Origin of the sequence: Rhodococcus sp. D-6, assembly GCF_040256695.1 — a bacterium.
GTDB classification, from domain to species: Bacteria; Actinomycetota; Actinomycetes; order Mycobacteriales; family Mycobacteriaceae; genus Rhodococcus; species Rhodococcus pyridinivorans.
In genome coordinates this window covers 2808136-2831577 of record NZ_CP132970.1, presented here as the reverse complement: position 1 = coordinate 2831577, position 23442 = coordinate 2808136, and the positions used below count along the sequence as shown (strand labels likewise).

Here is a 23442-nt window from a genome sequence, read left to right as displayed (position 1 = left end):
GCCGCGGCCGGAACGGGACGTACGAGGGATCGGGACCAGTGGTGAGTGAAGCCTTGCGTAAGGTCGGCGAGCAGGGGGCCGAGGGGAACGGTGGAGCCTCTGGCGATGCTCGACCTGCGGCAGCAGAGCGGCGGCGGCCACGCAGGCGTCCCGAGCGTCGCGGAGCCAGGGCCGCGCTGCTTCCCCAGCTGATTGCGGCGGCGGTCGAACGCGACCCCTCCGCGACGGCAGTGGTCGAGGATGACCGTTCGCTCACCTACGCCGAGCTCGACGAGGCGTCCTCGCGACTCGCGCGGTACCTGATCGGCCTCGGTGTCGGTCCCGAGGACGTCGTCGCGCTCGCGATCGCCCGGTCGATCGACTCGGTGCTCGCCACCTGGGCGGTCGCGAAGACCGGTGCCGCCTTCGTGCCCGTCGACCCGAACTATCCCGCCGACCGGGTCGAGCACATGACGGTCGACTCCGGCGCGGCGCTCGGCCTGACCCTCGCCGAGAACGAACCCGCCCTGCCCTCCGCGACCCGGTGGATCGCACTCGACGATCCCGCGATCGCGCAGCAGCTCGCGGCTCTTCCGTCCGAGCCCGTCTCGTTCGACGAACGGGTCCGAACCCTGCGGGTCGAGAACACGGCCTACATCATCTACACCTCGGGGTCGACCGGACGGCCGAAGGGCGTCGTCGTGACCCATTCGGGTCTGGGGAACTTCTGCACCGAGCAGGTGGAGCGGTATGCCCTGACCTCCGACTCGCGCACGCTGCACTTCGCGTCCCCGAGCTTCGACGCCTCGATCCTCGAACTGCTGCTGGCGATCGGCGCGTCGTCGACGATGGTGATCGCCCCGACCTCCGTGTACGGCGGCGAGGAGTTCGCCGAACTCGTTGTGCAACAGCAGGTCACGCACGCCTTCGTCACCCCGGCCGCGCTGGCCTCGGTCGACCCGACGGGCCTGGGCGTGCTCGATTGCATCGTCGTCGGCGGTGAGGCGTGCCCTCCGGACCTGGTGGAGCGGTGGGCGCCGGGACGGCGATTCTTCAACGGCTACGGTCCGACCGAGACGACCATCATGACCAACATCTCGGATCCGCTGGCTCCGGGTGAGCAGATCACGATCGGTGCGCCCATCCGGAACACCACCGCGCACGTGCTGGACACACGGTTGCACGCCGTTCCGGCCGGGGTGACGGGCGAGCTCTACCTGTCGGGTCCGGGCGTGGCCCGCGGATACCACCGTCGGCCGGAGCTGACCGCCGCCCGGTTCGTCGCGGCCCCCGGCGGCACGCGCATGTACCGTTCCGGCGACCTCGTCCGCGGACCCCGGGACGCCGCATCCCCCATCGTCTACATCGGTCGGAACGACTTCCAGGTCAAGGTTCGCGGCTTCCGCATCGAACTCGGCGAGATCGACGCCGTGCTGGCCTCCTCGCCGGCAGTGGACTTCGCGGCGACGCTCGCGCGGACGGGCCCGTCCGGGCAGGCACAGCTTGTCGCGTACGTGCACGCGGCCCCCGACGCAACCGTCGACCTGCAGGAACTGTCGGCCCTGGCCGCCGAGCGGCTCCCTGCCCACATGGTGCCTTCGGCGATCGTGCCGATCGACGAGATCCCGCTCTCGCCCACCGGCAAGCTCGACCGCGACGCACTGCCCGATCCGGGGCCGATCGTCACCGAGTTCCGGGCCCCGGAAACCGGCACCGAGATCGACATCGCCGCGGTGTTCGCCGACGTGCTGGGACTCGACTCCACGCGGGTCGGCCTCGACGACGACTTCTTCGATCTCGGGGGTAACTCGCTGATCGCCACGCGAGTGGCGGCACGGCTGAGTGAGCGTCTAGGGGTACGGGTGCCTGCCCGCCTGCTGTTTGAGGGTTCGACGGTCGCCGCCCTCGCTGTCATGGTCGAACCTCTTGCCGGTGACGACCGAGCTCCGCTCGTGGCGCAGGAGCGTCCCGAGCGGGTGCCGTTGTCGCTCGCGCAGCAGCGGATGTGGTTCCTCAACCGCTTCGAACCGGAATCGGCCGTCAACAACATCCCCGGGGCGATCCGGTTGACCGGCGTCCTGGACGTCGAGGCGCTGCGCTCCGCGGTGGTCGACGTGCTCGGCCGGCACGAGTCGCTGCGGACGATCTACCCGGACGTCGACGGTGTGGGCTACCAGCAGGTGCTGCCGGTGGACGAGGTGGTGCCCGACCTGACGCCGGTCCCGGTGGCCGAGTCCGATCTGATCGCCCGGGCCACCGAGATCGTCGGCACCGGCTTCGACGTGACGACGCAGGTCCCCTTCCGGGCCCGGCTGTTCGCCGTCACCGAGACCGGGACCGCGGCCGAGCACGTGCTGGTGCTGGTCGTGCACCACATCGCGTCCGACGGTTTCTCGATGGGTCCGCTGACCCGCGACGTCGTGACGGCCTACGCGGCCCGCGTCTCGGGTGACGCCCCGCAGTGGGAGCCGCTGCCGGTGCAGTACGCCGACTTCGCCATCTGGCAGCGGGAGGTGCTCGGTTCGGAGGACGATCCGGAGTCGATCATCTCCTCGCAGGTCGCGTTCTGGCGGGAGACCCTCGCGGGTCTGCCCGAGCAGCTCGACCTGCCGGCGGACCGTCCGCGACCGGCGGTCGCGAGCTACCGCGGTGCCTCGCACCGGTTCGTCCTGGACTCCGAACTCCGTTCCGCCGTCCGCGATCTCGCCCGGCGCACCTCCACCACCGAGTTCATGGTCGTGCACGCGGCACTGGCGGTGCTGCTGGCGCGTCTGTCGGGCACCGACGACATCGCGATCGGCACCCCGGTGGCCGGTCGTGGCGACGCGGCGCTCGACGATCTGGTGGGCATGTTCGTCAACACCCTCGTGCTGCGCACCCGGGTGGAGGGCGGCGAGTCGTTCGAGCAGGTGCTCGGCCGGGTGCGCGGCGCCGACCTCGAAGCGTTCGGGCACGCCGACCTGCCGTTCGAGCGGCTCGTCGAGATCATCGACCCCGAACGGTCGACGGCACGGCACCCGCTGTTCCAGGTGCTCCTCGCGTTCCAGAACCTCGATGCCGGCTCCCTCGAGCTGCCCGGCCTGACCGTCTCGGCGCTCGATGTCGACGTGGCACTGGCGAAGTTCGACCTGCAGGTCACCGTCTCGGACGACGCCACCGCCGAGGGTTATCTCGTCGAATTGACTTATGCCACCGATCTGTTCGACGCCCGGACGATGGAGTCCTTCGCCGAGCGCCTGGCCCGGATCCTCACCGCGGTCGTGACCGAACCCGCACTCCCGGTCGGTGATGTCGCGCTGCTCGACGATGCCGAGCGCACCGATGTGCTCGCCACGTGGAACGCCACCGAGCACGCACTCGGCGACGCCGGGACCCTCGTCGATCTGTTCGCCGAGCAGGTCCGGCGGTCGCCGGACGCGGTCGCGGTGGAGTTCGAGGGCGAGACGCTGACCTACGGCGAGTTCTCCGAGCGTGTGAACCGTCTTGCACGACACCTGATCTCGCTCGGTGTCGGTCCCGACGCGCGGGTGGGTCTGGCGATGCGCCGCTCGCTGGATCTGCTCGTCGGTATGTACGCGGTCGTTACGGCCGGTGGTGCCTACGTGCCGATCGATCCGGATCAGCCCGAGGATCGCAACGGGTACATCCTCGACATCGCCGCGCCCGTGGTGGTGCTGACCACCGAACGCGACGGATTCTCCGTGCCGGCCACGGCATCGGTGCCGTCGCTCGCGATCGACACCCTCGACCTGTCCGCGACACCGGCCGAGCCGGTCACCGACGCCGACCGCGTCGCGCCGTTGCGGCCGTCGAACACCGCGTACTCGATCTTCACCTCCGGTTCGACGGGACGCCCGAAGGGTGTGGCGGTCGCCCATGCCTCGGTCGTCAACCAGATCCGGTGGATCACCACCGAATACGGGATCGGCCCCGACGATGTGGTGCTGCAGAAGACCCCGTTCACCTTCGACGTGTCGGTGTGGGAACTCTTCGGCACCCTCGCCGTCGGTGCGCGCATGGTGATCGCGGTCCCGGACGGGCACCGCGACCCCGCCTATCTCGGCACCGTCATCCGCGAGCGCGCGGTGACGGCGACCTCCTTCGTCCCGTCGATGCTCGCGGTGTTCGCCGCGTCGGTGTCGCCCGACGACTGCGCGTCGCTGCGCACCGTGCTCGTCGCCGGTGAAGCCTTCCCGCTGTCGGTGGCCGAGCAGTTCTCCCGGAGCAGCGACGCCGAGCTCCACAACCTCTACGGCCCCACCGAGGCCACGGTGCACGCCACCGCCCGCCCGGTCGCAGGAACGACGGGTGGTTCCGTCGCGATGGGCGCTCCGGTGTGGAACACCCGCGCCTACGTGCTCGACTCGCGACTGTCGCCGGTTCCCGCCGGTGTCGTGGGAGAGTTGTATCTCGCGGGCGTGCAGGTGGCGCGCGGTTACGTCGGCCGCCCCGATCTGACCGCCGAGCGTTTCGTCGCCTCGCCCTTCGGCGAGGGTGAACGTCTGTACCGCACGGGCGACCTCGTGCGCTGGAGCAACGACCGCAGCGGAGATCTCGAGTACCTCGGCCGCACCGACTTCCAGGTCAAGCTCCGCGGTCTGCGTATCGAGCTCGGGGAGATCGAGACCGCGCTGCTCGACCACACCGGGGTGTCGCAGGCCGCCGCGCAGGTGCGCCGCGATCAGCTCGTCGCCTACGTGGTCCCGGCCCCGAACACGACCTTCGACCGCGACGCCGCGCAGGCCGCGCTGAGCGCGGTGCTCCCGGCCTACATGGTGCCGTCGCAGTTCGTGGTCCTCGACGAGATGCCGCTCGGCAGCTCGGGCAAGGTCGACCGGAAGGCGCTGCCCGACCCGGTCTTCGAGGCTCGCGGCTTCCGTGCACCCACGACCCCGGTCGAGGAGGTCGTCGCCGGCGTGTTCGCCGACGTCCTCGGTGTCGACCGTGTCGGGCTCGACGACGACTTCTTCGCCCTCGGCGGCAACTCGCTCATCGCGACGCAGGTCGTCGCGCGCCTCGGTTCCGAACTGGGAACCGTTGTGCCCGTTCGTGTCCTGTTCGAGGCGCCCGGCGTAGCCGCTCTCGCCGCCCGCGTCGAGCAGAGCGAGGCCCAGGGCCGCACGCCGCTCGTCGCACAGGAACGTCCCGAGCGGGTCCCACTGTCGCTCGCGCAGCAGCGCATGTGGTTCCTCAACCGCTTCGACACCGAATCGTCGGTCAACAACATCCCGGTCGCGGTCCGCCTGACCGGGGCGCTCGACCTCGACGCGTTGCGGGCAGCGGTCCAGGATCTGCTCGCCCGGCACGAGGTGCTCCGCACGGTCTATCCGGAAGTGGACGGACGTCCCTATCAGCTGATCCTCCCGGTCGCGGAAGCCGCGCCCGACATCGACGTCGAATCGGCCACCGAGGACGACCTGCTGCAGAAGGTGACGGCGGTCGTCTCCCGCGGGTTCGACGTCACCACCGAGATCCCGTTGCGCGCACGATTGTTCGAGCTCTCCGAGCGCGATCACGTGCTCGTGTTCGTCGTCCACCACATCAGCGCCGACGGCTGGTCCATCTCGCCGTTGACCCGCGACGTGATGACGGCCTACATGTCCCGCGCCGAGGGGCAGGTTCCCGGTTGGGCACCGCTGCCCGTGCAGTACGCCGATTTCGCGATCTGGCAGCGCGACGTGCTCGGCGACGAGGACGATGCCGCGAGCCTGCTCGCGGCGCAGGCCGACTTCTGGAAACGCACCCTCGCCGGGCTTCCGGACGAGCTGAACCTGCCGATGGACCGGCCGCGTCCGGCGGTGCAGTCGTTCGCCGGTGGCATGGTCGGATTTACGATCGATGCGGATACGCACCGCGGTCTCGCGGCGCTCGCGCGGCGGACCGGCACGACGATGTTCATGGTCGTGCACACCGCGCTCGCGGTGTTCCTCGCGCGGATGGCCGACACCGACGACGTCGCGATCGGCACGCCTATCGCGGGTCGCGGTGAGGCCGAGGTCGACGACCTGATCGGCATGTTCGTCAACACCCTCGTGCTGCGCAGCCGGGTGGACACGGGTGAGGGCTTCTCCGACCTGCTCGCACGGGTGCGCGAGGCCGACCTCGAGGCGTTCGCTCATGCCGACATCCCGTTCGAGCGGCTCGTGGAGATCATCGACCCCGAACGGTCGACGGCACGCCACCCGCTGTTCCAGGTGGTCCTGTCGTTCCAGAATTTTCGTGAGGCAGCGCTCGAACTTCCGGGCCTGACGGTCTCAGGAGTCCCGTTCGACGTCGACACTGCGAAGTTCGATCTCTCGCTCATACTGCGTGAGCAGTACGACGAGGAGGGCGAGCCCGCCGGCATCGGAGCCGAGTTCTCCTACGCGACGGCCCTGTTCGATCGGCGGACCGTGGAGGAGTTCGCGCGCAGGTTCTCGATGTTGCTCACTGGCGCGTTGGACACTCCGGAGGCGCCCGTCGGCGACCTGGCGATCCTCGACGTGGATGAGTTCGACCGCCTCATCCACGTCCGCGGTGGTCACGTGACCACTGGAGGAAGTTTCAGCGATATCCTCACGCGGGGGGGCGCGATGGATCCCGACGCCGTGGCAGTGCGGTACGAGGGACGGTCGATCACCTACCGCGAACTCGACGAAACCTCGTCGCGACTGGCCCGCTTGCTCATCGAGCGTGGTGCCGGACCGGAGAACTTCGTGGCCGTGTCCTTCCCCCGTTCGTACGAGATGGTGCTCAGCGTGTGGGCGATCGCGAAGACCGGCGCCGCGCACCTGCCCGTCGACCCGACCTATCCGGACGACCGCGTGCGCTACATGCTCGACGACTCCGGGGCCACCCTGGGCATCACGTCGTCCGAGTTCGTCGGCGGACTGCCCGACGACGCGGAATGGCTGCTGATCGACGACCCGGCGTTCGCCGCCGACGTCGAATCCCGCTCCGCCGCACCGATCACCGACGCCGACCGGGTACGCCCGATCCGGGTTCACCACCCGGCCTACCTGATCTACACCTCGGGGTCGACCGGCAAGCCCAAGGGCGTCGTCGTCACCCACGCCGGCCTCGGCGGTGTGGTCGACACTGCTGCCGATCTCTACCATCTCCGTGCAGGGCACCGCTCCCTGCACATCTGTTCGCCGAGCTTCGACCCATCGGTGCTCGAGTGGACAGCCACGTTCTCCAGCGGTGCCACTCTGGTGATCGTGCCGGCAGGGATCATCGGCGGGCCGGATCTCGCCGAGTTACTGCGGGCGGAGGGGGTGACACATGTGACGATCACTCCGGCCGTGCTGGGCACCATGGATCCGACCGGCCTCGACAGTGTGGAAACGATCTGTGTCGGCGGCGACGTCACCACGCCCGAACTGCTCGCGCAATGGGCGGCGGGACGGAGGTACTTCAACGGCTACGGCCCGACCGAGGCGACCATTATGACTACCTTCGGTAGGCTCCAGCCGGGACGGCCGATCACCATCGGTAGTCCTACACACGGAGTGTCGGCCCTGGTGCTCGACTCGCGTCTGCGTCCCGTGGCCGCCGGTATGGCGGGTGAGCTCTACGTGGCCGGCCGGGCACTCGCCCGCGGATACCACCGCCGCAACGCGCTGACCGCCGAGCGGTTCGTCCCCAACCCCTACGGCGAACCCGGCGACCGCATGTACCGCACCGGCGACGTCGTCCGGTGGCGGCCCGTCGAGGACCGGCTCGAGATCGAGTTCGTCGGCCGCAGCGACTTCCAGGTCAAGGTGCGCGGTTTCCGCATCGAACTCGGTGAGATCGACGCGGTCCTCAGCGCACACGAGTCCGTGAACTGGGCGACGACGGTGGGGCGGTCCACCCCGTCCGGTGCGACCGTCCTCGCGTCCTACGTGCTGCCCGTCCGCGGCCGCACGATCGACACCGCGGAGTTGACGGAATTCGTGTCGCGATCGTTGCCGCCGCACATGGTGCCGTCGGCGATCGTGGTGCTCGACGAGGTGCCGCTGACCCCGGTGGGCAAGCTCGATCGTGATGCTCTGCCGGAGCCGGTGATCGAAGAGCGCGAGTACCGAGCTCCCGCTACGCCGTACGAGGAGATCGTGGCACGGACATACGCAGAGGTGTTGGGCGTGCCCCGGGCTGGGGTGGACGACGACTTCTTCACTCTCGGGGGCAACTCGCTGATCGCCACGCGGGTGGCGGCGCGGATTTCCAAAGCGCTCGGTGTGCGGGTCACCGTGCGCGAACTCTTCGAATCCTCCACTGTGGCGGGACTCGCTGCCGTGGTCGAGTCTCTCGCCGGGGGGGATCGCATACCTTTGGTGCCAGGCCCTCGTCCCGAGACGATTCCACTATCCTTCGCGCAACAGCGCATGTGGTTCCTGAATCGCTTCGATTCGGCCTCGGCGGCGAACAACATCCCCGTCGCACTGCGTCTGCGCGGGACACTCGACGCCGATGCGCTCGGTGCCGCGGTCGCGGATCTTGTCGAACGACATGAACCCCTTCGGACGATCTATCCGGACCGCGACGGTGTGGGCAGCCAGTTGGTCCTGCCTGTCTCGAAGGCTATCCCGGTGTTACGAGTCGAGGAGGTCCAGAGCTCGGAGATCGAAAGTCGAGTGATCCATGCAGTGATGACGGGATTCGATATCACCGTCGAAGTGCCCTGGCGACTAGAACTCTTACGGACGGGCGACGAGTACGTTCTGATCATCGTGGTCCATCACATCGCTGCCGACGGTGCGTCGATGGAGCCGTTCGTGCGTGATCTCGTCACCGCCTACCTCGCCCGTAGGGCGGGGGCGGTGCCCGGCTGGGAACCACTCGCCGTGCAGTATGCGGACTTCACCCTGTGGCAGCGGTCCGTCCTGGGCGACGAGGATGATCCGGATTCGACGATCTCGAAAGACATCGCCTACTGGACATCGGTTCTTGCGGATCTACCGGATCGTCTCGAACTGCCCACCGACCGGCCACGCCCGGCCGGGGCGTCGGGCCGCGGGGCGGTCGTCGAGTTCGAGATCGACCCGGCCCTGCACGAGGCCGTCGTCGAACTCGGCCGGGCCGCGGGATGTTCGCCCTTCATGGTCTTCCACGCGGCCTTCGCCGTTCTATTGTCCCGGATCTCGGGTGCGAACGACATCGCGATCGGCACCCCGGTCGCGGGCCGCGGCGAGCAGGCGCTCGACGATCTGATCGGCATGTTCGTCAACACACTCGTGCTGCGGACCACCGTCACTCCCGAGCGGACGTTCGCCGACGTCCTGCGCGAGGTCCGCGCCTCGGACATCGACGCGTTCGCCCACGCCGACCTGCCCTTCGAGCGGCTCGTGGAGGTCCTCGACCCTGTTCGTTCCGCTGGTCACCATCCGCTGTTCCAGGTGGCCCTGTTCTTCCAGAACATGGAGCGACCCGACCTCGCCCTGCCCGGACTGGACGTCGAGCCGGTGGATCTCGGTGGCAGCATCGCCAAGTTCGATCTGCAGCTCACCGTCGGACCGCGAGAGGTCGAGGGACGTCCCGCCGGTATGGATGCCCAGTTCACCTATGCCACGGACCTTTTCGACGAGACGACGGTGCGGTCGCTCGCCGCCCGTCTCGTGACGGTCCTCGAATCGCTCACCGGCGACGTCGAGATGGTCGTCGGTGACGTCGACCTGCTGGCCGCGCCGGAGCGACACGCGCTCACCGTCGAGGTGAACGCCACCGAGCGACCGGTCGATGCGCAGACCCTGCTCTCGCGCTACCGCGCGCAGGTCGCCTCGACCCCGGACTCCACCGCAGTCGTCTTCGGCGACGACGCCCTCACCTATACGGAGTTCGACGCGCGGGTCAACCGCCTCGCCCGTCACCTGATCTCGGTCGGTGTCGGACCCGAATCGCTTGTCGCGCTGGGTATCCGGCGCTCGATCGATCTGGTCGCCGCCATGTACGCGGTCGTCACGGCGGGCGGGGCCTACGTGCCGCTCGACCCCGACCACCCGGCCGACCGGATCAGCCACATCCTCGACACCGCACGACCGGTGTGCGTGCTCAGCACCACCGCCGACGCCGGGGATCTCCCGGCCGGGGTCGAGACGATCCTCGTCGACGACCCGGCTCTGCCCGACCATCCGGCAGAGCCCGTGCGCGAGGACGAACTGCGGGGCACCGTCCAGGCCGCCTCACCGGCCTACGTGATCTTCACGTCCGGATCCACCGGACGTCCGAAGGGTGTGTCCGTCCCCCACGAGGCGATCGTCAATCAGCTCGAGTGGATGGCCGCGGAGTACGACATCTCGCCCGGCGACGTGTACCTCCAGAAGACCGCCACGACCTTCGACGTGTCGCTGTGGGGTTACTTCCTGCCGCTGCGCACCGGCGGTACGCTCGTCGTCGCGACCCACGACGGTCACCGCGACCCGGCCTACGTGGCCGACGCGATCGTCCGGTACGGCGTCACGCTCACCGACTTCGTCCCGTCCATGCTCACCGTCTTCGCCGCCCACGCCCCGGCGGGTAGCTGCGCCGGCCTGCGCCACGTCTTCGTCATCGGCGAGGCCCTCCCGCCGGAGACCGTGACGGCCTTCCGGCGTCTCGGTGACGCGGCGGTCCACAACCTCTACGGCCCCACCGAGGCCGCGGTCTCGGCGACCTACTGGGGCGCCGAGGACGGCGACCATTCCGTGCCGATCGGCGTTCCCGAAGCGAACGTGCAGGTATACGTGCTGGATTCGCGTCTGCGTCCCACCCCGGTGGGAACCCCGGGCGAGCTGTATCTCGGTGGCGTGCAACTCGCGCGCGGCTACGAGAAGCGCCCCGACCTCACGTCCGACCGGTTCGTCGCGAGTCCCCTCGGGGTGCGGGGAAGCAGGATGTACCGCACCGGCGATCTCGTGCGGTGGCGCCGCATCGCCGACGGTGCCCTCGTCCTGGACTATCTCGGCCGCACCGACTTCCAGGTCAAGTTCCGCGGTCAGCGCATCGAACTGGGCGAGATCGAGACGGCGCTGCTCGGCTGCGCCGAGGTGAGCCAGGCCGTCGCGCTCGTCGTGCCGACACCGACCGGTGAGCAGCTGGTCGCCTACGTCGTGCCGGCACCCGGGCACACTGTCGACAAGGCGGTCCTGCTCGACGCCGTGCGTAGCGTCCTGCCGTCGTACATGGTGCCGTCGGCGGTCGTCGTGCTCGATGCGTTCCCGCTCAACACCAGCGGCAAGCTCGACCGCAAGGCCCTGCCGGAGCCCGTCTTCGAGGTCCGCGAATTCCGCGCTCCCCGTAGCCCGATCGAGGAGATCGTCGCGAACGTCTATGCCGAGGTGTTAGGCGTACCCCGCGTCGGTGTCGACGACGACTTCTTTGAGCTGGGCGGAAACTCACTGATCGCAACTCGAGTGGTAAGTCGCCTACGCGAGAAGATCGGTGTCGAGGTTCGAGTCCAATGGCTCTTTGCCGAAACCACCGTCGAGGCGCTGGCACAGCGGATCGCGTTCGATCTCGATAGCGGGGAAGCGTTCGATCCGTCGGACGACAATTCGATGCAGATCCTGTTGCCGCTTCGGACTCGTGGTAGCGGCAAGGCGCTCTTTTGTGTGCATCCTCTGTACGGTTTGGCATGGACGTATTCGGGTCTGACCCATTTTGTGCGCGACCGTCCTGTCTATGGCGTCCAATCCCGGATTCTGTCGGAGGACGGTTACCGACCTAAGTCCCTCGCCGAGATGACCGCCCGCTATGTGGAGGAGATCAGGATTGTGCAACCCGAAGGGCCCTATCATCTGATGGGCTGGTCGCTCGGTGGCGTGCTCGCTCACGAAATGGCTGTCCGTCTTCAGGGGGAGAACGAACAGGTTGGGAGTCTGACAATGCTCGACAGCCGACTGAACCTGAAGGTGGGGGATTTCCGGGACACCATTCGTGACGAGCTCGCCCAGATCGGCGTCGTCCTTGAGGATGGGGACAACGTGATGGCATTGTCCGACGAACACCTGGAAAAGTTGTGGGAGATGATCCCGCAGGAGATGTTCGCCCTCTCTCCCGAGCGGTTTCGAGACCTGTACGAAGGTGCGCTCCATTCCGCCGAGCTCATCGCCTCGCATACTCCGGGTGTTTTCGAGGGGGATCTGCTCTACTTCACCGCTGCGGATCATTCGCCGAACCAGGACGATGTCGAGCAGCAGTGGTCACATCTTGTGACCGGCAGCATCAAGGACGTTCCGGTCGGTTGCGTCCACGGGGCGATGATGACGCCGGAGTCGCTCGCGGCGATCGGCCCTGTACTCGACGAGTACCTGAGAAGGAAGCAGATGTAACGAGTTGCTTCCGCATCCCGACGCATGTAACTGTACGAAACCTGTAATCAGGTAGGTTCCGTTCGTCACCGTCGAACCCGACGCCGACAACCGCTGCCCAACTCGAAAAGGTGAGAGAACCGTATGAAGCATCCGATGCGAGGATCCGGACGACTTCGTGTATTGACCGTTGGCGCGGCATGCGCAGTTTTTTCGGCGGCGTTGTCGTTCGCTCCGGCAATCGCACAGCCGGCGGACCCGGTGGTAGAGAGCCAGCAACCGCTCCAGTCGGTAACCAGTGAAAACGGTTCGAAGATCACTCGTATCGAGAAGTACGATGACCAGCAGCTGCTGGTCTACGTGTACTCCGCTTCAATGGACAAGGAGATCCTGCTCGACGTCTGGCGTCCGGCCGACACGAGCGAGCCGCGCCCGACGCTGTACCTCCTCAACGGCGCCGGCGGCGGCGAGGACAGTGCCACCTGGCGTTTCCGTACCGACGCGATCGAGTTCTTCAAGGACAAGAACGTCAACGTCGTCTCGCCGGTCGGCGGAAAGTGGAGCTACTACACCGACTGGAAGAACGAGGACCCGGAGCTCGGCGTCAACAAGTGGGAGACCTTCCTTACGAAGGAGGTCCCGCCGCTGATCGACGCCGCGCTCGGCACCAACGGCGTCAACGCGATCGCCGGTCTGTCGTCCTCGGGTACGTCCGTCCTGCAGCTGCCCATCGCTGCTCCCGGCCTGTACCAGGGCGTCGCGGCCTACAGCGGGTGCGCGCAGACCTCCGACCCGATCGGTCAGCAGTTCGTCAAGCTCGTCGTCGAGACCTGGGGTGGCGGCGACACCCGCAACATGTGGGGCGAGCTCGACGATCCGGCCTGGGTCGAGAACGATCCCTACGTGCACGCCGAGGAGCTGCGCGGACTCGATCTGTACATCTCCAACGGCACCGGCCTGCCCGGACGTTACGACACCCTGGCCGGCCCCGAAATCGACGGTGAGGTCGACGTGCTCGCCAACCAGATCATCGTCGGCGGTGTCATCGAGGCTGCGACCAACTACTGCACGCACAACCTCCGTGGCCGCCTCGACCAGCTGGGCATCCCCGCCACCTACAACTTCCGCGACTCCGGCACCCACTCGTGGGGTTACTGGCAGGACGACCTCAAGGATTCGTGGCCCGTCCTCGAGAAGGCACTCGGTCTGACTTCGTAAGTCCGGCCGGTCCGTCGCGACCAGGTGTGAGAAGGCCCCTCTTCGCCAGGGGGGTTCACATGATCGTCGCAACACTCTCAACGAGAGGTTGCGACGATCATGTCGTTTACGGAGGACTGCGACCGGTTCGGTGACCAACTGGCACGACTGATCGATGCCGGGATTCCGGTCAAGGAGGCCGCGGCCGCATTCGGGCTGCCCCGACAGCGGTGTTACGCGATTTTGAGGGCGATCGGCCGGCCGGCGGGTAGATCCCGTGGCCGGGCCGGCACCGCCGACCCTGCGCTGATCGTGTCTGTCTACAACGAGACCGGTTCGATCACCCGGGCGGCGAAGGCCTCGAAGGTGGCGCATTCGGTGGCCCGCCGGATCCTGGTCGACGAGGGACTGGTCCGCACAGGGAAGATCTCGCCGAAGGGCAAACCCGAAGCCAAGCGTCGTTGTCTGGAGTTGATCGCAGCCGGGTGGTCGGCCAGACGAGCAGCCCGTGAGGTCGGGGTCAACGAACGCACCGCACGGGACTGGCGGCAGGGGATCCGGCGTTCGAACAGCAAGCGGATTCACCCCGATGGGCGGGTCGTGGATTACCACCACGGAACCGTCTACACACAGTCTGTGACCAGTGCGACCAGAGTGACCTGCGATGACAGCGGACGGCCGGCGATCAGCGACCGGTATCTGTCGACCGAGGACCGGATCGCGATCGCCGACGGCCTGCTCGTCGAGGATTCGTTGCGGGCCATCGCCGCTCGGATCGGCAAGAACGTCTCGACCGTCTCGCGGGAGGTTCGTCGGCACAGCATCGAGGGCAGGTACCTGCCGTATCAGGCCGATCGAGCCGCCGCTGCCGCCCGGGCGCGGCCCAAGCAGTCCAAACTGGTGGTGAACACGGTCCTGCGGGCAGCGGTCGAGGAAGGCCTGTCCCGGAAGTTGTCGCCGGAGCAGATCTCGCACCGTCTGCGCCGGGATCATCCCGACGACGAAAGTATGCGGGTGAGCCACGAAACGATCTATCAAGCCCTCTACTTCCAAGCTCGAGGTGGGCTCAAAAAGCACGTGCAACAGGCACTTCGGACCGGACGGGCGAGACGTAAACCGCACCGCGCGGACGGTCAGCGGTATCAGCGATTCACCGATCCGATGGTGATGATCAGTGACCGGCCCGCCGAGGTCGCCGACCGTGCGGTGCCCGGACACTGGGAGGGCGATTTGATCACCGGTGAGCTGAACAAGACCGCGATCGGCACCCTCGTCGAACGCACCACCCGTTACACGATGTTGCTGCACCTGCCGAACGGGCACGACGCCGAATCCGTGCGGGACGCGCTCATCGCCGCGATGAAAGACCTGCCCGCGCATCTTCGTGGCTCGCTGACCTGGGATCAGGGCGCCGAGATGGCCCGGCACAAACAGTTCGGTATCGCCGCCGATATGGCCGTGTACTTCTGTGACCCGGCCAGCCCCTGGCAACGCGGCACCAACGAGAACACCAACGGACTGCTGCGGCAGTATTTCCCCAAGGGCACCGATCTGAGTGTCTACAGCCCGGCGGACCTCGAGCACGTCGCCCAGGAACTCAACGGCCGGCCACGCAAAACGCTCGGCTGGGATACTCCAGCCGAGCGTCTGCGTGATCTAATCCCCACCAACTAACAGCGGTGTTGCGTCGACCCCTTGAAACCGCCCAGCGGAGAGGGGCCTTCCCCATTCGTGTGGTCGAGTCGGCTCGACGGGTGACGCTCGGATCAATTCTGTTCGGCCGAGCGCCGATATCCGACGACGGCGGGGAGGACGAAGATCGCCACCATCCCGGCCGACCACAGGACCGTCTTCAGGAACGGTTCCGCGATCGGACCGCCCATCGCGAGCGAGCGCATGGTGTCGATCGCGCAGGACATCGGCTGGTTCGCCACCACGGGTTGCAGCCAGCTCGGATACGCCATGACCGGCACGAACCCCGAGTTGAAGAACATGAGCAGCGTGCACAGGATCGAGACGGTCTCGACGAGGGGAGTGCGTCCCGGCAGGGTCGCCAGAGCCGTCACCATCATCGCGAATCCGAGACCGAAGATCAGTGGGACCACGAGGCTGAGCAGGGTGGGGCCGATGCCCTGCGTGAACCGGAAACCCAACGCCATGCCGGCGCCGAAGATCACGAGAGAGGTGACGAACACGCGCACCATCTCCGCCATCAACCGCCCCACCAGACCGGACGAGCGGTGGACGGGCAGCGTGTGGAACCGGCTCAGCAGGCCGGAATCGCGTTCGGTGCGCAGCCCCACCGCGCTGACGACCGAGCCGAACATCGCGCCGACGAGCACGATCATGGGCACGGTGCCGAAGATCGACGAATAGCCGGTCGCGGCGGTGATGCTGTCGCCGAGCACGATGCGGAACATCACCAGGGTGAGCGCCGGATAGATGAGCGCCTGGATCATCGTGGCCGGATCGCGGGCCCAGCGGAGCAGCAGGCGACCGCACTGCAGGCGGCTGTGCTCCCACAGTGCGCCGAGGGAACTCTCGCTGCGGACGCGATCCGGTTCGGGATAGGCGAAGGCGCGACCCGGAGTCCCTGCCCGCTCCCGCGATCGGGCCCGTGCCCGCTGTGTCTCGACGGTCTTGCTCATCGACTCACTCCCGCCTCGTCGCGGCCCACACGGCGCCCGGGATGCAGATCACGGCCAGCCCGATCATCCAGAACAGGCTCGGCCGGAAGACCTCCCAGGTCACGCCGTCCTGGGCCATGTCGCGCATCGCGAAGGAGAACTGTGAGATCGGCTGGTTGCGGACGAACGGTCTGATCCACTCCGGGAATCCCTCCTCGGGCACGAAACCGCACGAGAGCATCCCGAGGATCAGCTGCGGCAGGGTCAGCGCCTGCGCTGTGGCCTCGGGGCTCCGGGACAGACATCCGATCGCGTCGGCGCCCAGGCACAACAACAGGCTGATGATCAGTGCGGTCGCGCAGAACAACGCTGCCTGCCCGGGCCCGGCGGAGAAACGGAAACCGATGAGATAACCGAATCCGATCGCCGCGGCCAAGGAGATGACCGACCGCACCATGCTCGCCGTCATCCGTGACGCCAGGGGCGCCGCCGGGGCGACGGGCATCGTCTGCAGACGCGAGGTCACACCGGTCGTGCCCTCCTGCGCTGCCAGCTGCGCCGCGGAGATGGCGGTGAACGCCATCGACTGCAACACGATGATGGGCATCAGGAACTGCGCGTAGTCGATGCCCTGCAACTGCATCACGAACTTGAGCGGCAGATAGAAGCCGAGACCGAAGACGAACGGTGCCAGGACCGCGAGGACCAACTCGCCGTACCGCGCCATCGTGCGCAACGACCGGAGCGTCAGCACCCACCACTGCTCGACGCCCGACGGCGTGATCCGGCGGTGGACACCTCCCCGACGTGCGGGAAGGGTGGACGAGGAGTCGGTGAACGAGACCGTGGAGGCTTCCGTCCCGCGGACCGTCTCGTCGGTGCGGGCCGTCACGGCCGCTCACCTGCCGGCGCAGGCACCGCTCGTTCCGCCTCGGGCGGCGCTGTCGGGCCGCCGTTCGTAGGGCCACCGTCCGTCGGACCGCCGCCGTCGGAAGCGGAGTGCCCGGTGAGGCGGAGGAAGACGTCGTCGAGCGAGGGACGTCGCAGACCGATGTCGGCGAGTTCGATGCCCAGGGGTTCGATGCGCCGCAGCACCTCGGTGAGGGTCGCGGCGCCGTCCGGTGCCGGGACGGACACCCGATCCGTGTCGGGGACCGTACCCACCAGGACGTCCTGGGGGAGAAGACCGTTCAGGGCGTGCAGGATCTCGGGTATCGCCCGCGGGTCGGCCGGAACGATCTCGCAGTGGGTGCCACCCGCGGAGGACTTCAGCTGGTTCGCGGTGCCTTCCGCGATCACGGTGCCCTTGTCGATGACGATGATGTTGTCGCTCAGCACGTCGGCCTCTTCGAGGTACTGCGTCGTCAGGAGCACCGTGATGCCCTGGTCCTTGAGCGCCCCCACCAGCGACCACACGCCCTGCCGGCTGCGCGGGTCGAGACCGGTGGTCGGCTCGTCGAGGAAGACCACCTTGGGACGGACCACGAGGCCGCACGCGATGTCGACCCGTCGGCGCATACCGCCGGAATAACCCTTCACGGGGCGGCGACCGGCGTCGACGAGATCGAACTCCCGGAGCAGATCGTCGGCGCGCCGGGTGGCCGACTTCTTGTCCAGACCCATCAGGCGGCCGAACAGGATCAGGTTCTCCCGGCCGGTGAGGGTGTCGTCGAGCGCGGCGAACTGGCCGGTCATCATGATCGACCGCCGGACCGCTGCGGCGTCGGCGACCACATCGTGCCCGGCGACCACGGCGCGACCCGAGGTGGGACGCAACAGTGTCGACAGCACCTTGACCATCGTGGTCTTGCCGGCGCCGTTGGGGCCGAGGATGCCGAGGACACGGCCCGGCGGTGCAGAGAAGCTGATCCCGTCGAGTGCGTGGACGTCGCCGAACGACTTGTGGACGTCCTCCACGAGAACTGCCTGGTCGTGATCGCTCACATCACACCCCGCCGTAGATCTCGGTCCCCGTCGGGGACGGGTCGGTCCGTCACCGTCGGAATCGTACCGGTGCGCACGATCCCGGGAGGGGTGGACGGACATGCGCGTCGGCGCCGACGTCCCTTCCCCTCGGGGTGTTCACGCCGGTCGGTCAGGACCAGACGCCGAGATCTTCGAGGTGTTCGACGAGTCGGTGGGCCCCGTCGGTGAAGTGTTCGCGCGTCTCGCGTCCGGCGGCCTCGACGTCACCGGTGCGCAGCGCCTGCAGCAACCGCTCGTGCGAGGCGACCGCATCCGTCCCCCAGCTGCGCGCCTTCTCCTAGTACATGATCCGCCTTGTCACTTCACGGTCTCGGTAGCATCACAGCCGGAGGTGACATGTGGCACACCTACCGTGCCCTAACCTGGCTCGCAACGCACTGGATGGTTTGGTTGGCGGGTGAGCACCGGAGTATCACGCCGACGGTTACTGGGAGGGGCCGCCGGCGGATTGTTCGCGTGGGGTGCGACCGCGGGGAGCGGTCGTGCGGCTCCGCCACGCAGGCTTCCTCCACCCGACACCGTCACCGATCCCGCGAGGATGAGTGCGGCCGAGGCGGCAGCGCTGCTGCACGCCGGCGAACTGCACCCGCGCGAACTGCTCGATGCCTGTCTGGACCGCACGCGCTCGTACGACGGAGCGATCGGTGCGTGGATCCGGCTCTACCCCGAAGTGGCCTACGCGGCGGCCGAGGCGGCGGGGGAGCGCCTCGCCCGTGCGCGCCGCGATCGGACCCCGGCGCCGCTCGTGTGCGGGCTCCCGATCGCTCTCAAGGACATCTTCGCGGTGTCCGGGCTTCCGCTCACCGCGTCGAGTCGCGTCCTCGAGGGCAACATCGCGGCCGGGCACTCGGGTGTGTGGCGTCGACTCGAGGACGCCGGTGCGGTGCTCATGGGGCACGCGCACACCGACGAGTTCGCGATCGGTGTCGCCACCCCTCAGGTGGGCAATCCGTGGAACACCGAGATGTCGCCCGGCGGATCGTCCGGCGGCAGCGCGGCCGTGCTCGCCGCGCGGTTCGCGCCCCTCGCGATCGGTAGCGACACCGGCGGTTCGGTCCGGTTCCCGGCGAGCGCCTGCGGTGTCTCGTCGATCAAGCCGACCTACGGGCGCATCACCTCGCACGGCATGATCCCGCTGACCTGGACCCGCGACCACGTGGGTCCGATGGGCCGCAGCGTCGCCGACGCGTCCCTGATGATGACCGTGCTCGCGGGCGCGGATCCGGCCGACCCGATCACGGCACTCGGCCCCGACGTTCCCGAGGGCGGTTATCCGGTGACGGCCGCCGGGGGAGCGAGTCCCCTCGCCGGCGTGCGGATCGGACTGCCCGTGAACACGAATCCCGCACCCCCCGAGGCGGTGCAGCGCGTCGTCGACGACGCGGCACGGGTGGCGGAATCGCTCGGTGCGGTCACGGTCCCGGTGACGATGCCGTCCCTGCCGGAATCCCTCGCGACCGGCGACCAGGTCGAGATGGGTGCCTACCACCAGCAGTTCACCGACCGGCTCGGCCTGTATCGCCCCGAGAACGCGGTGGCCGCGGGCACGGCGGTGGCCTCGCTGGCCGTGCCGGTGGGCGACTACCTCACCTTCGAGCGCGACCGTCTGCGGTACCAGAGCGACTACAACCGGATGTTCGTCGACCAGGATCTCGACGCGATCATGCTGCCCGGCGCCTCCGTCGACGGCGCACGACGCCAGGAGTTCCTCGGCATCAGTGTCACGGCCGGAGTGACGGGCCCCGTGCGATGGGCGAACTACTCCGGTGCCCCCGTGGTGACCCTGCCCGCCGGGTACTCCGCCGCGACGGGGATGCCGGTCGGTGTGCAGCTCGGTGCGCGGCCGTGGCAGGACGAACGTCTCATCGGCATCGGGCTCGAACTGCAGGAGGCACTGCCGATCTGGCGCGACGAGCCGCAGCTCGTCGCCGCCGGCGCACGGGTCCCCGAGGTCGCGCAGGTGCAGCCGGGCCCCGGTCCCGACCCGACGAATACGATCGGGGCGGCCGCTCCGGTTCGGACCCTGCCGATGAACCCCATCGGCTAGGTTCGACCACGCGGATCCGACCGCACGGCGTATCGCCGAGGTGTACATCACGCACCGTCGTGAGTTGAACTCTCGGCCGTGCTCCTGCATACTGGTCGGGTTGCCTTGACCGGGCCATGGATGTTTTGCGGCTCGGATCGGGAAAGACGTGACAGTCGCGGATCGAGCCTCACGGCCTGGTCGCGGCCACATGCAAGACGGAAGCAGTACCCCTGTGTGCTCCTGTGGAGCGCAGCCGGTTCCGTTCCTTGCGGTGTCGAAGCCTTCGAGCATCGACGCCGGGGAATGAGCGGCGGGCCGACACGCCCGACCGCGTGGGCCGGAGAACAATGACAGATGAACAGCGGCAAGCGGATCGGATACGTCCGGCTCGCACTGTGTTTCGAGCGCTGTTCTCGGTCGCCGTTCCCCGGGGAACTGTGCAGACGAGGTGGTTTCCGGCTCCGCCGGGGATCACGAAACGCGGCAAGAAAAGGACACTAAGCGTGGCGGGACAGAAGATCCGCATCAGGCTCAAGGCCTATGACCACGAGGCGATCGACGCATCTGCGCGCAAGATCGTCGAGACGGTGACCCGTACGGGTGCCCGCGTGGTCGGCCCGGTGCCGTTGCCCACTGAAAAGAACGTGTACTGCGTCATCCGCTCGCCGCACAAGTACAAGGACTCGCGCGAGCACTTCGAGATGCGGACGCACAAGCGGCTCATCGACATCCTCGACCCGACGCCGAAGACCGTCGACGCGCTCATGCGCATCGATCTCCCGGCGAGTGTCGACGTCAACATTCAGTGACATTCGATTACAGCGAGCTTGTGAAAGACGCAGCGGAGACAACACATGACTAACCAGATCAAGGGAATCCTGGGCACCAAGCTCGGCATGACCCAGGTCTTCGACGAGAACAACCGGGTTGTCCCGGTCACCGTCGTCAAGGCCGGACCGAACGTGGTCACGCAGATCCGCACCGAGGAGCGCGACGGCTACAACGCCGTGCAGCTCGCCTACGGTGCCATCGCGCCGCGCAAGGTCAACAAGCCGGTTCGCGGCCAGTTCGAGAAGGCCGGCGTCACGCCGCGCCGTCACCTGGTCGAGCTCCGGATCGAGGACGCCTCCGAGTACGAGGTCGGCCAGGAACTCACCGCCGAGGTGTTCGAGGACGGCGCCTACGTCGACGTCACCGGCACCTCGAAGGGCAAGGGCTTCGCCGGCACCATGAAGCGTCACGGCTTCGCCGGCCAGGGTGCGTCGCACGGTACGCAGGCCGTGCACCGTCGTCCGGGCTCCATCGGTGGTTGCGCCACCCCGGGCCGCGTGTTCAAGGGCACGCGCATGTCCGGCCGTATGGGCTCCGACCGCATCACGACGCAGAACCTCTCGGTCCACAAGGTGGACGCCGAGAACGGTCTGCTGCTGATCAAGGGCGCGATCCCGGGTCGCAAGGGCGGCCTCGTGATCGTCAAGACCGCAGTGAAGGGTGGTGCACGGGCATGACCAGCACCGAGACCGCAACCAAGCTGACCCTGGACGTCAAGGCCCCCGGTGGCCAGACCTCCGGCTCCGTCGATCTCCCCGCCGAGATCTTCGACGCTCCCGCGAACATCGCGCTGCTGCACCAGGTCGTCACCGCGCAGCTCGCCGCGGCCCGCCAGGGAACGCACGCCACCAAGACCCGCGGCGAGGTCCGCGGCGGTGGCAAGAAGCCGTACCGCCAGAAGGGCACCGGCCGCGCACGTCAGGGCTCGACCCGTGCGCCGCAGTTCGCCGGCGGTGGCACCGTCCACGGCCCGCAGCCGCGCGACTACAGCCAGCGCACCCCCAAGAAGATGAAGGCCGCCGCCCTGCGCGGAGCCCTCTCCGACCGGGCGCGCAACGAGCGCATCCACGTGATCACCGAACTCGTCGCGGGTCAGACCCCGTCGACGAAGAGTGCTCGCACGTTCCTGGGCGAGATCAGCGACCGCAAGAAGGTCCTGCTCGTCGTCGGCCGTGAAGACGTGGCGGCGTGGAAGTCGGTTCAGAACCTTCCCAACGTCCACGCGCTCGCGCCGGATCAGCTGAACACCTACGACGTGCTCTACAGCGATGACGTCGTGTTCAGCGTCGAGGCGCTCAACACGTTCATCCACGGGCCGGCCGAGTCCGGCCAGGAAGTGAAGGAGGAGAGCAAGTGAGCACGATCGCCGATCCTCGCGACATCCTGCTGGCTCCCGTCGTCTCCGAGAAGTCCTACGGGCTGATGGAAGAAGGCACCTACACCTTCCTGGTCCACCCGGACTCGAACAAGACGCAGATCAAGATTGCCGTCGAGAAGGTCTTCGGCGTCAAGGTGAGCAGCGTCAACACCGCCAACCGTCAGGGCAAGCGCAAGCGGACCCGGTTCGGTTACGGCAAGCGCAAGAACACCAAGCGCGCGCTCGTGACCCTCACGGCCGACAGCAAGCCCATCGAGATCTTCGGAGGCCCGGTCGCCTAGCGATCGGAACTCTCGAGAGATAGAGGACGAGAAGACTCATGGCAATCCGTAAGTACAAGCCGACTACGCCGGGCCGCCGTGGCGCCAGCGTGTCGGACTTCGCCGAGATCACTCGGTCGACGCCCGAGAAGTCGCTGATCCGCCCGCTGCACGGTCGCGGTGGACGTAACGCGCACGGCCGCATCACCACCCGTCACAAGGGTGGCGGACACAAGCGCGCCTACCGCCTGATCGATTTCCGTCGCAACGACAAGGACGGCGTGCCGGCCAAGGTCGCTCACATCGAGTACGACCCCAACCGCACCGCGCGCATCGCGCTGCTCCACTACGTGGACGGCGAGAAGCGCTACATCATCGCCCCCAAGGGCCTCGTGCAGGGTGCTCCCGTCGAGTCGGGCCCCAACGCCGACATCAAGCCCGGCAACAACCTGCCGCTGCGCAACATCCCGACGGGTACGACCATCCACGCGGTCGAGCTGCGTCCGGGTGGCGGCGCCAAGATGGCCCGCTCCGCCGGTGCGAGCATCCAGCTCCTCGGTAAGGAAGGCACCTACGCCACGCTGCGTATGCCCTCCGGCGAGATCCGTCGCGTCGACGTGCGCTGCCGCGCCACCGTCGGCGAGGTCGGCAACGCCGAGCAGTCGAACATCAACTGGGGCAAGGCCGGCCGTATGCGCTGGAAGGGCAAGCGCCCGACCGTCCGTGGTGTCGTGATGAACCCGGTCGACCACCCGCACGGTGGTGGCGAGGGCAAGACCTCGGGTGGTCGCCACCCGGTCAGCCCGTGGGGCAAGCCCGAGGGCCGCACCCGCAAGAACAAGGCGTCCGACAAGCTCATCGTCCGTCGTCGCCGTACCGGCAAGAAGCGCTAGTCAAGGAGGGAGTT

General features: G+C 67.8%; 13 protein-coding genes. 9 read left to right on the top strand and 4 right to left on the bottom strand.

Annotation, left to right across the window (positions count from 1 at the left end):
- Window positions 1-41 precede the first annotated feature (41 nt).
- The 3 genes from RBB84_RS13380 (at window position 42) to RBB84_RS13370 (ending at window position 15098) form a co-directional block, all read left to right on the top strand.
- Window positions 42-12248 (top strand): amino acid adenylation domain-containing protein, encoded by a 12207-nt coding sequence (locus tag RBB84_RS13380; protein WP_350246165.1) that lies wholly within the window; start codon window positions 42-44, stop codon window positions 12246-12248.
- Window positions 12249-12383: 135 nt separating this feature from the next.
- The gene (locus RBB84_RS13375; RefSeq protein ID WP_033097162.1) at window positions 12384-13445 is read left to right on the top strand and encodes an alpha/beta hydrolase family protein; all 1062 of its coding nucleotides are present in this window, start codon (window positions 12384-12386) and stop codon (window positions 13443-13445) included.
- Between the two features lie 453 nt (window positions 13446-13898).
- The gene (locus tag RBB84_RS13370; RefSeq protein ID WP_197481795.1) at window positions 13899-15098 is read left to right on the top strand and encodes an IS30 family transposase; all 1200 of its coding nucleotides are present in this window, start codon (window positions 13899-13901) and stop codon (window positions 15096-15098) included.
- Window positions 15099-15190: 92 nt separating this feature from the next.
- Here RBB84_RS13370 and RBB84_RS13365 read toward each other — a convergent pair whose 3' ends face one another.
- The 4 genes from RBB84_RS13365 to RBB84_RS13350 form a co-directional block, all read right to left on the bottom strand.
- The gene (locus tag RBB84_RS13365; RefSeq protein WP_033096987.1) at window positions 15191-16072 is read right to left on the bottom strand and encodes an ABC transporter permease; all 882 of its coding nucleotides are present in this window, start codon (window positions 16070-16072) and stop codon (window positions 15191-15193) included.
- Between the two features lie 4 nt (window positions 16073-16076).
- On the bottom strand, window positions 16077-16943 hold the full coding sequence (locus RBB84_RS13360) for an ABC transporter permease (RefSeq protein ID WP_033096988.1): 867 nt from the start codon (window positions 16941-16943) through the stop codon (window positions 16077-16079).
- Window positions 16940-17995 (bottom strand): daunorubicin resistance protein DrrA family ABC transporter ATP-binding protein, encoded by a 1056-nt coding sequence (locus RBB84_RS13355; RefSeq protein ID WP_033096989.1) that lies wholly within the window; start codon window positions 17993-17995, stop codon window positions 16940-16942. The genes RBB84_RS13360 and RBB84_RS13355 overlap by 4 nt, the downstream gene beginning before the upstream one ends.
- Before the next feature lie 151 nt (window positions 17996-18146).
- A complete protein-coding gene (locus RBB84_RS13350) occupies window positions 18147-18266 on the bottom strand; it encodes a hypothetical protein (RefSeq protein ID WP_033096990.1) in 120 nt (39 codons plus the stop codon).
- A 309-nt stretch (window positions 18267-18575) separates the two neighbouring features.
- On the opposite strand from RBB84_RS13350, the gene RBB84_RS13345 reads away from it, so the two are divergent.
- The 6 genes from RBB84_RS13345 to rplB all read left to right on the top strand — a co-directional run bounded on the left by RBB84_RS13345 (window position 18576) and on the right by rplB (window position 23428).
- Window positions 18576-20084 carry an amidase gene (locus tag RBB84_RS13345; RefSeq protein ID WP_033096991.1) on the top strand — a complete coding sequence of 503 codons (1509 nt, stop codon included), beginning with the start codon at window positions 18576-18578 and terminating at the stop codon, window positions 20082-20084.
- 485 nt (window positions 20085-20569) lie between these two features.
- Window positions 20570-20875: a 30S ribosomal protein S10 gene (gene rpsJ, locus RBB84_RS13340; RefSeq protein WP_003938093.1), complete on the top strand. Its 306-nt coding sequence runs from the start codon at window positions 20570-20572 to the stop codon at window positions 20873-20875.
- A 45-nt stretch (window positions 20876-20920) separates the two neighbouring features.
- Window positions 20921-21574: a 50S ribosomal protein L3 gene (gene rplC / locus RBB84_RS13335; RefSeq protein WP_006554610.1), complete on the top strand. Its 654-nt coding sequence runs from the start codon at window positions 20921-20923 to the stop codon at window positions 21572-21574.
- Window positions 21571-22254: a 50S ribosomal protein L4 gene (rplD, locus tag RBB84_RS13330; protein WP_006554609.1), complete on the top strand. Its 684-nt coding sequence runs from the start codon at window positions 21571-21573 to the stop codon at window positions 22252-22254. The genes rplC and rplD overlap by 4 nt, the downstream gene beginning before the upstream one ends.
- Complete coding sequence (gene rplW, locus RBB84_RS13325; protein ID WP_006554608.1) at window positions 22251-22556, top strand: 50S ribosomal protein L23; 306 nt, start codon at window positions 22251-22253, stop codon at window positions 22554-22556. Before rplD ends, rplW begins: the two co-directional genes overlap by 4 nt.
- Before the next feature lie 38 nt (window positions 22557-22594).
- Entirely contained in the window at window positions 22595-23428 is an 834-nt protein-coding gene (rplB, locus tag RBB84_RS13320) for a 50S ribosomal protein L2 (RefSeq protein WP_006554607.1), read from the top strand.
- Window positions 23429-23442 lie beyond the last annotated feature (14 nt).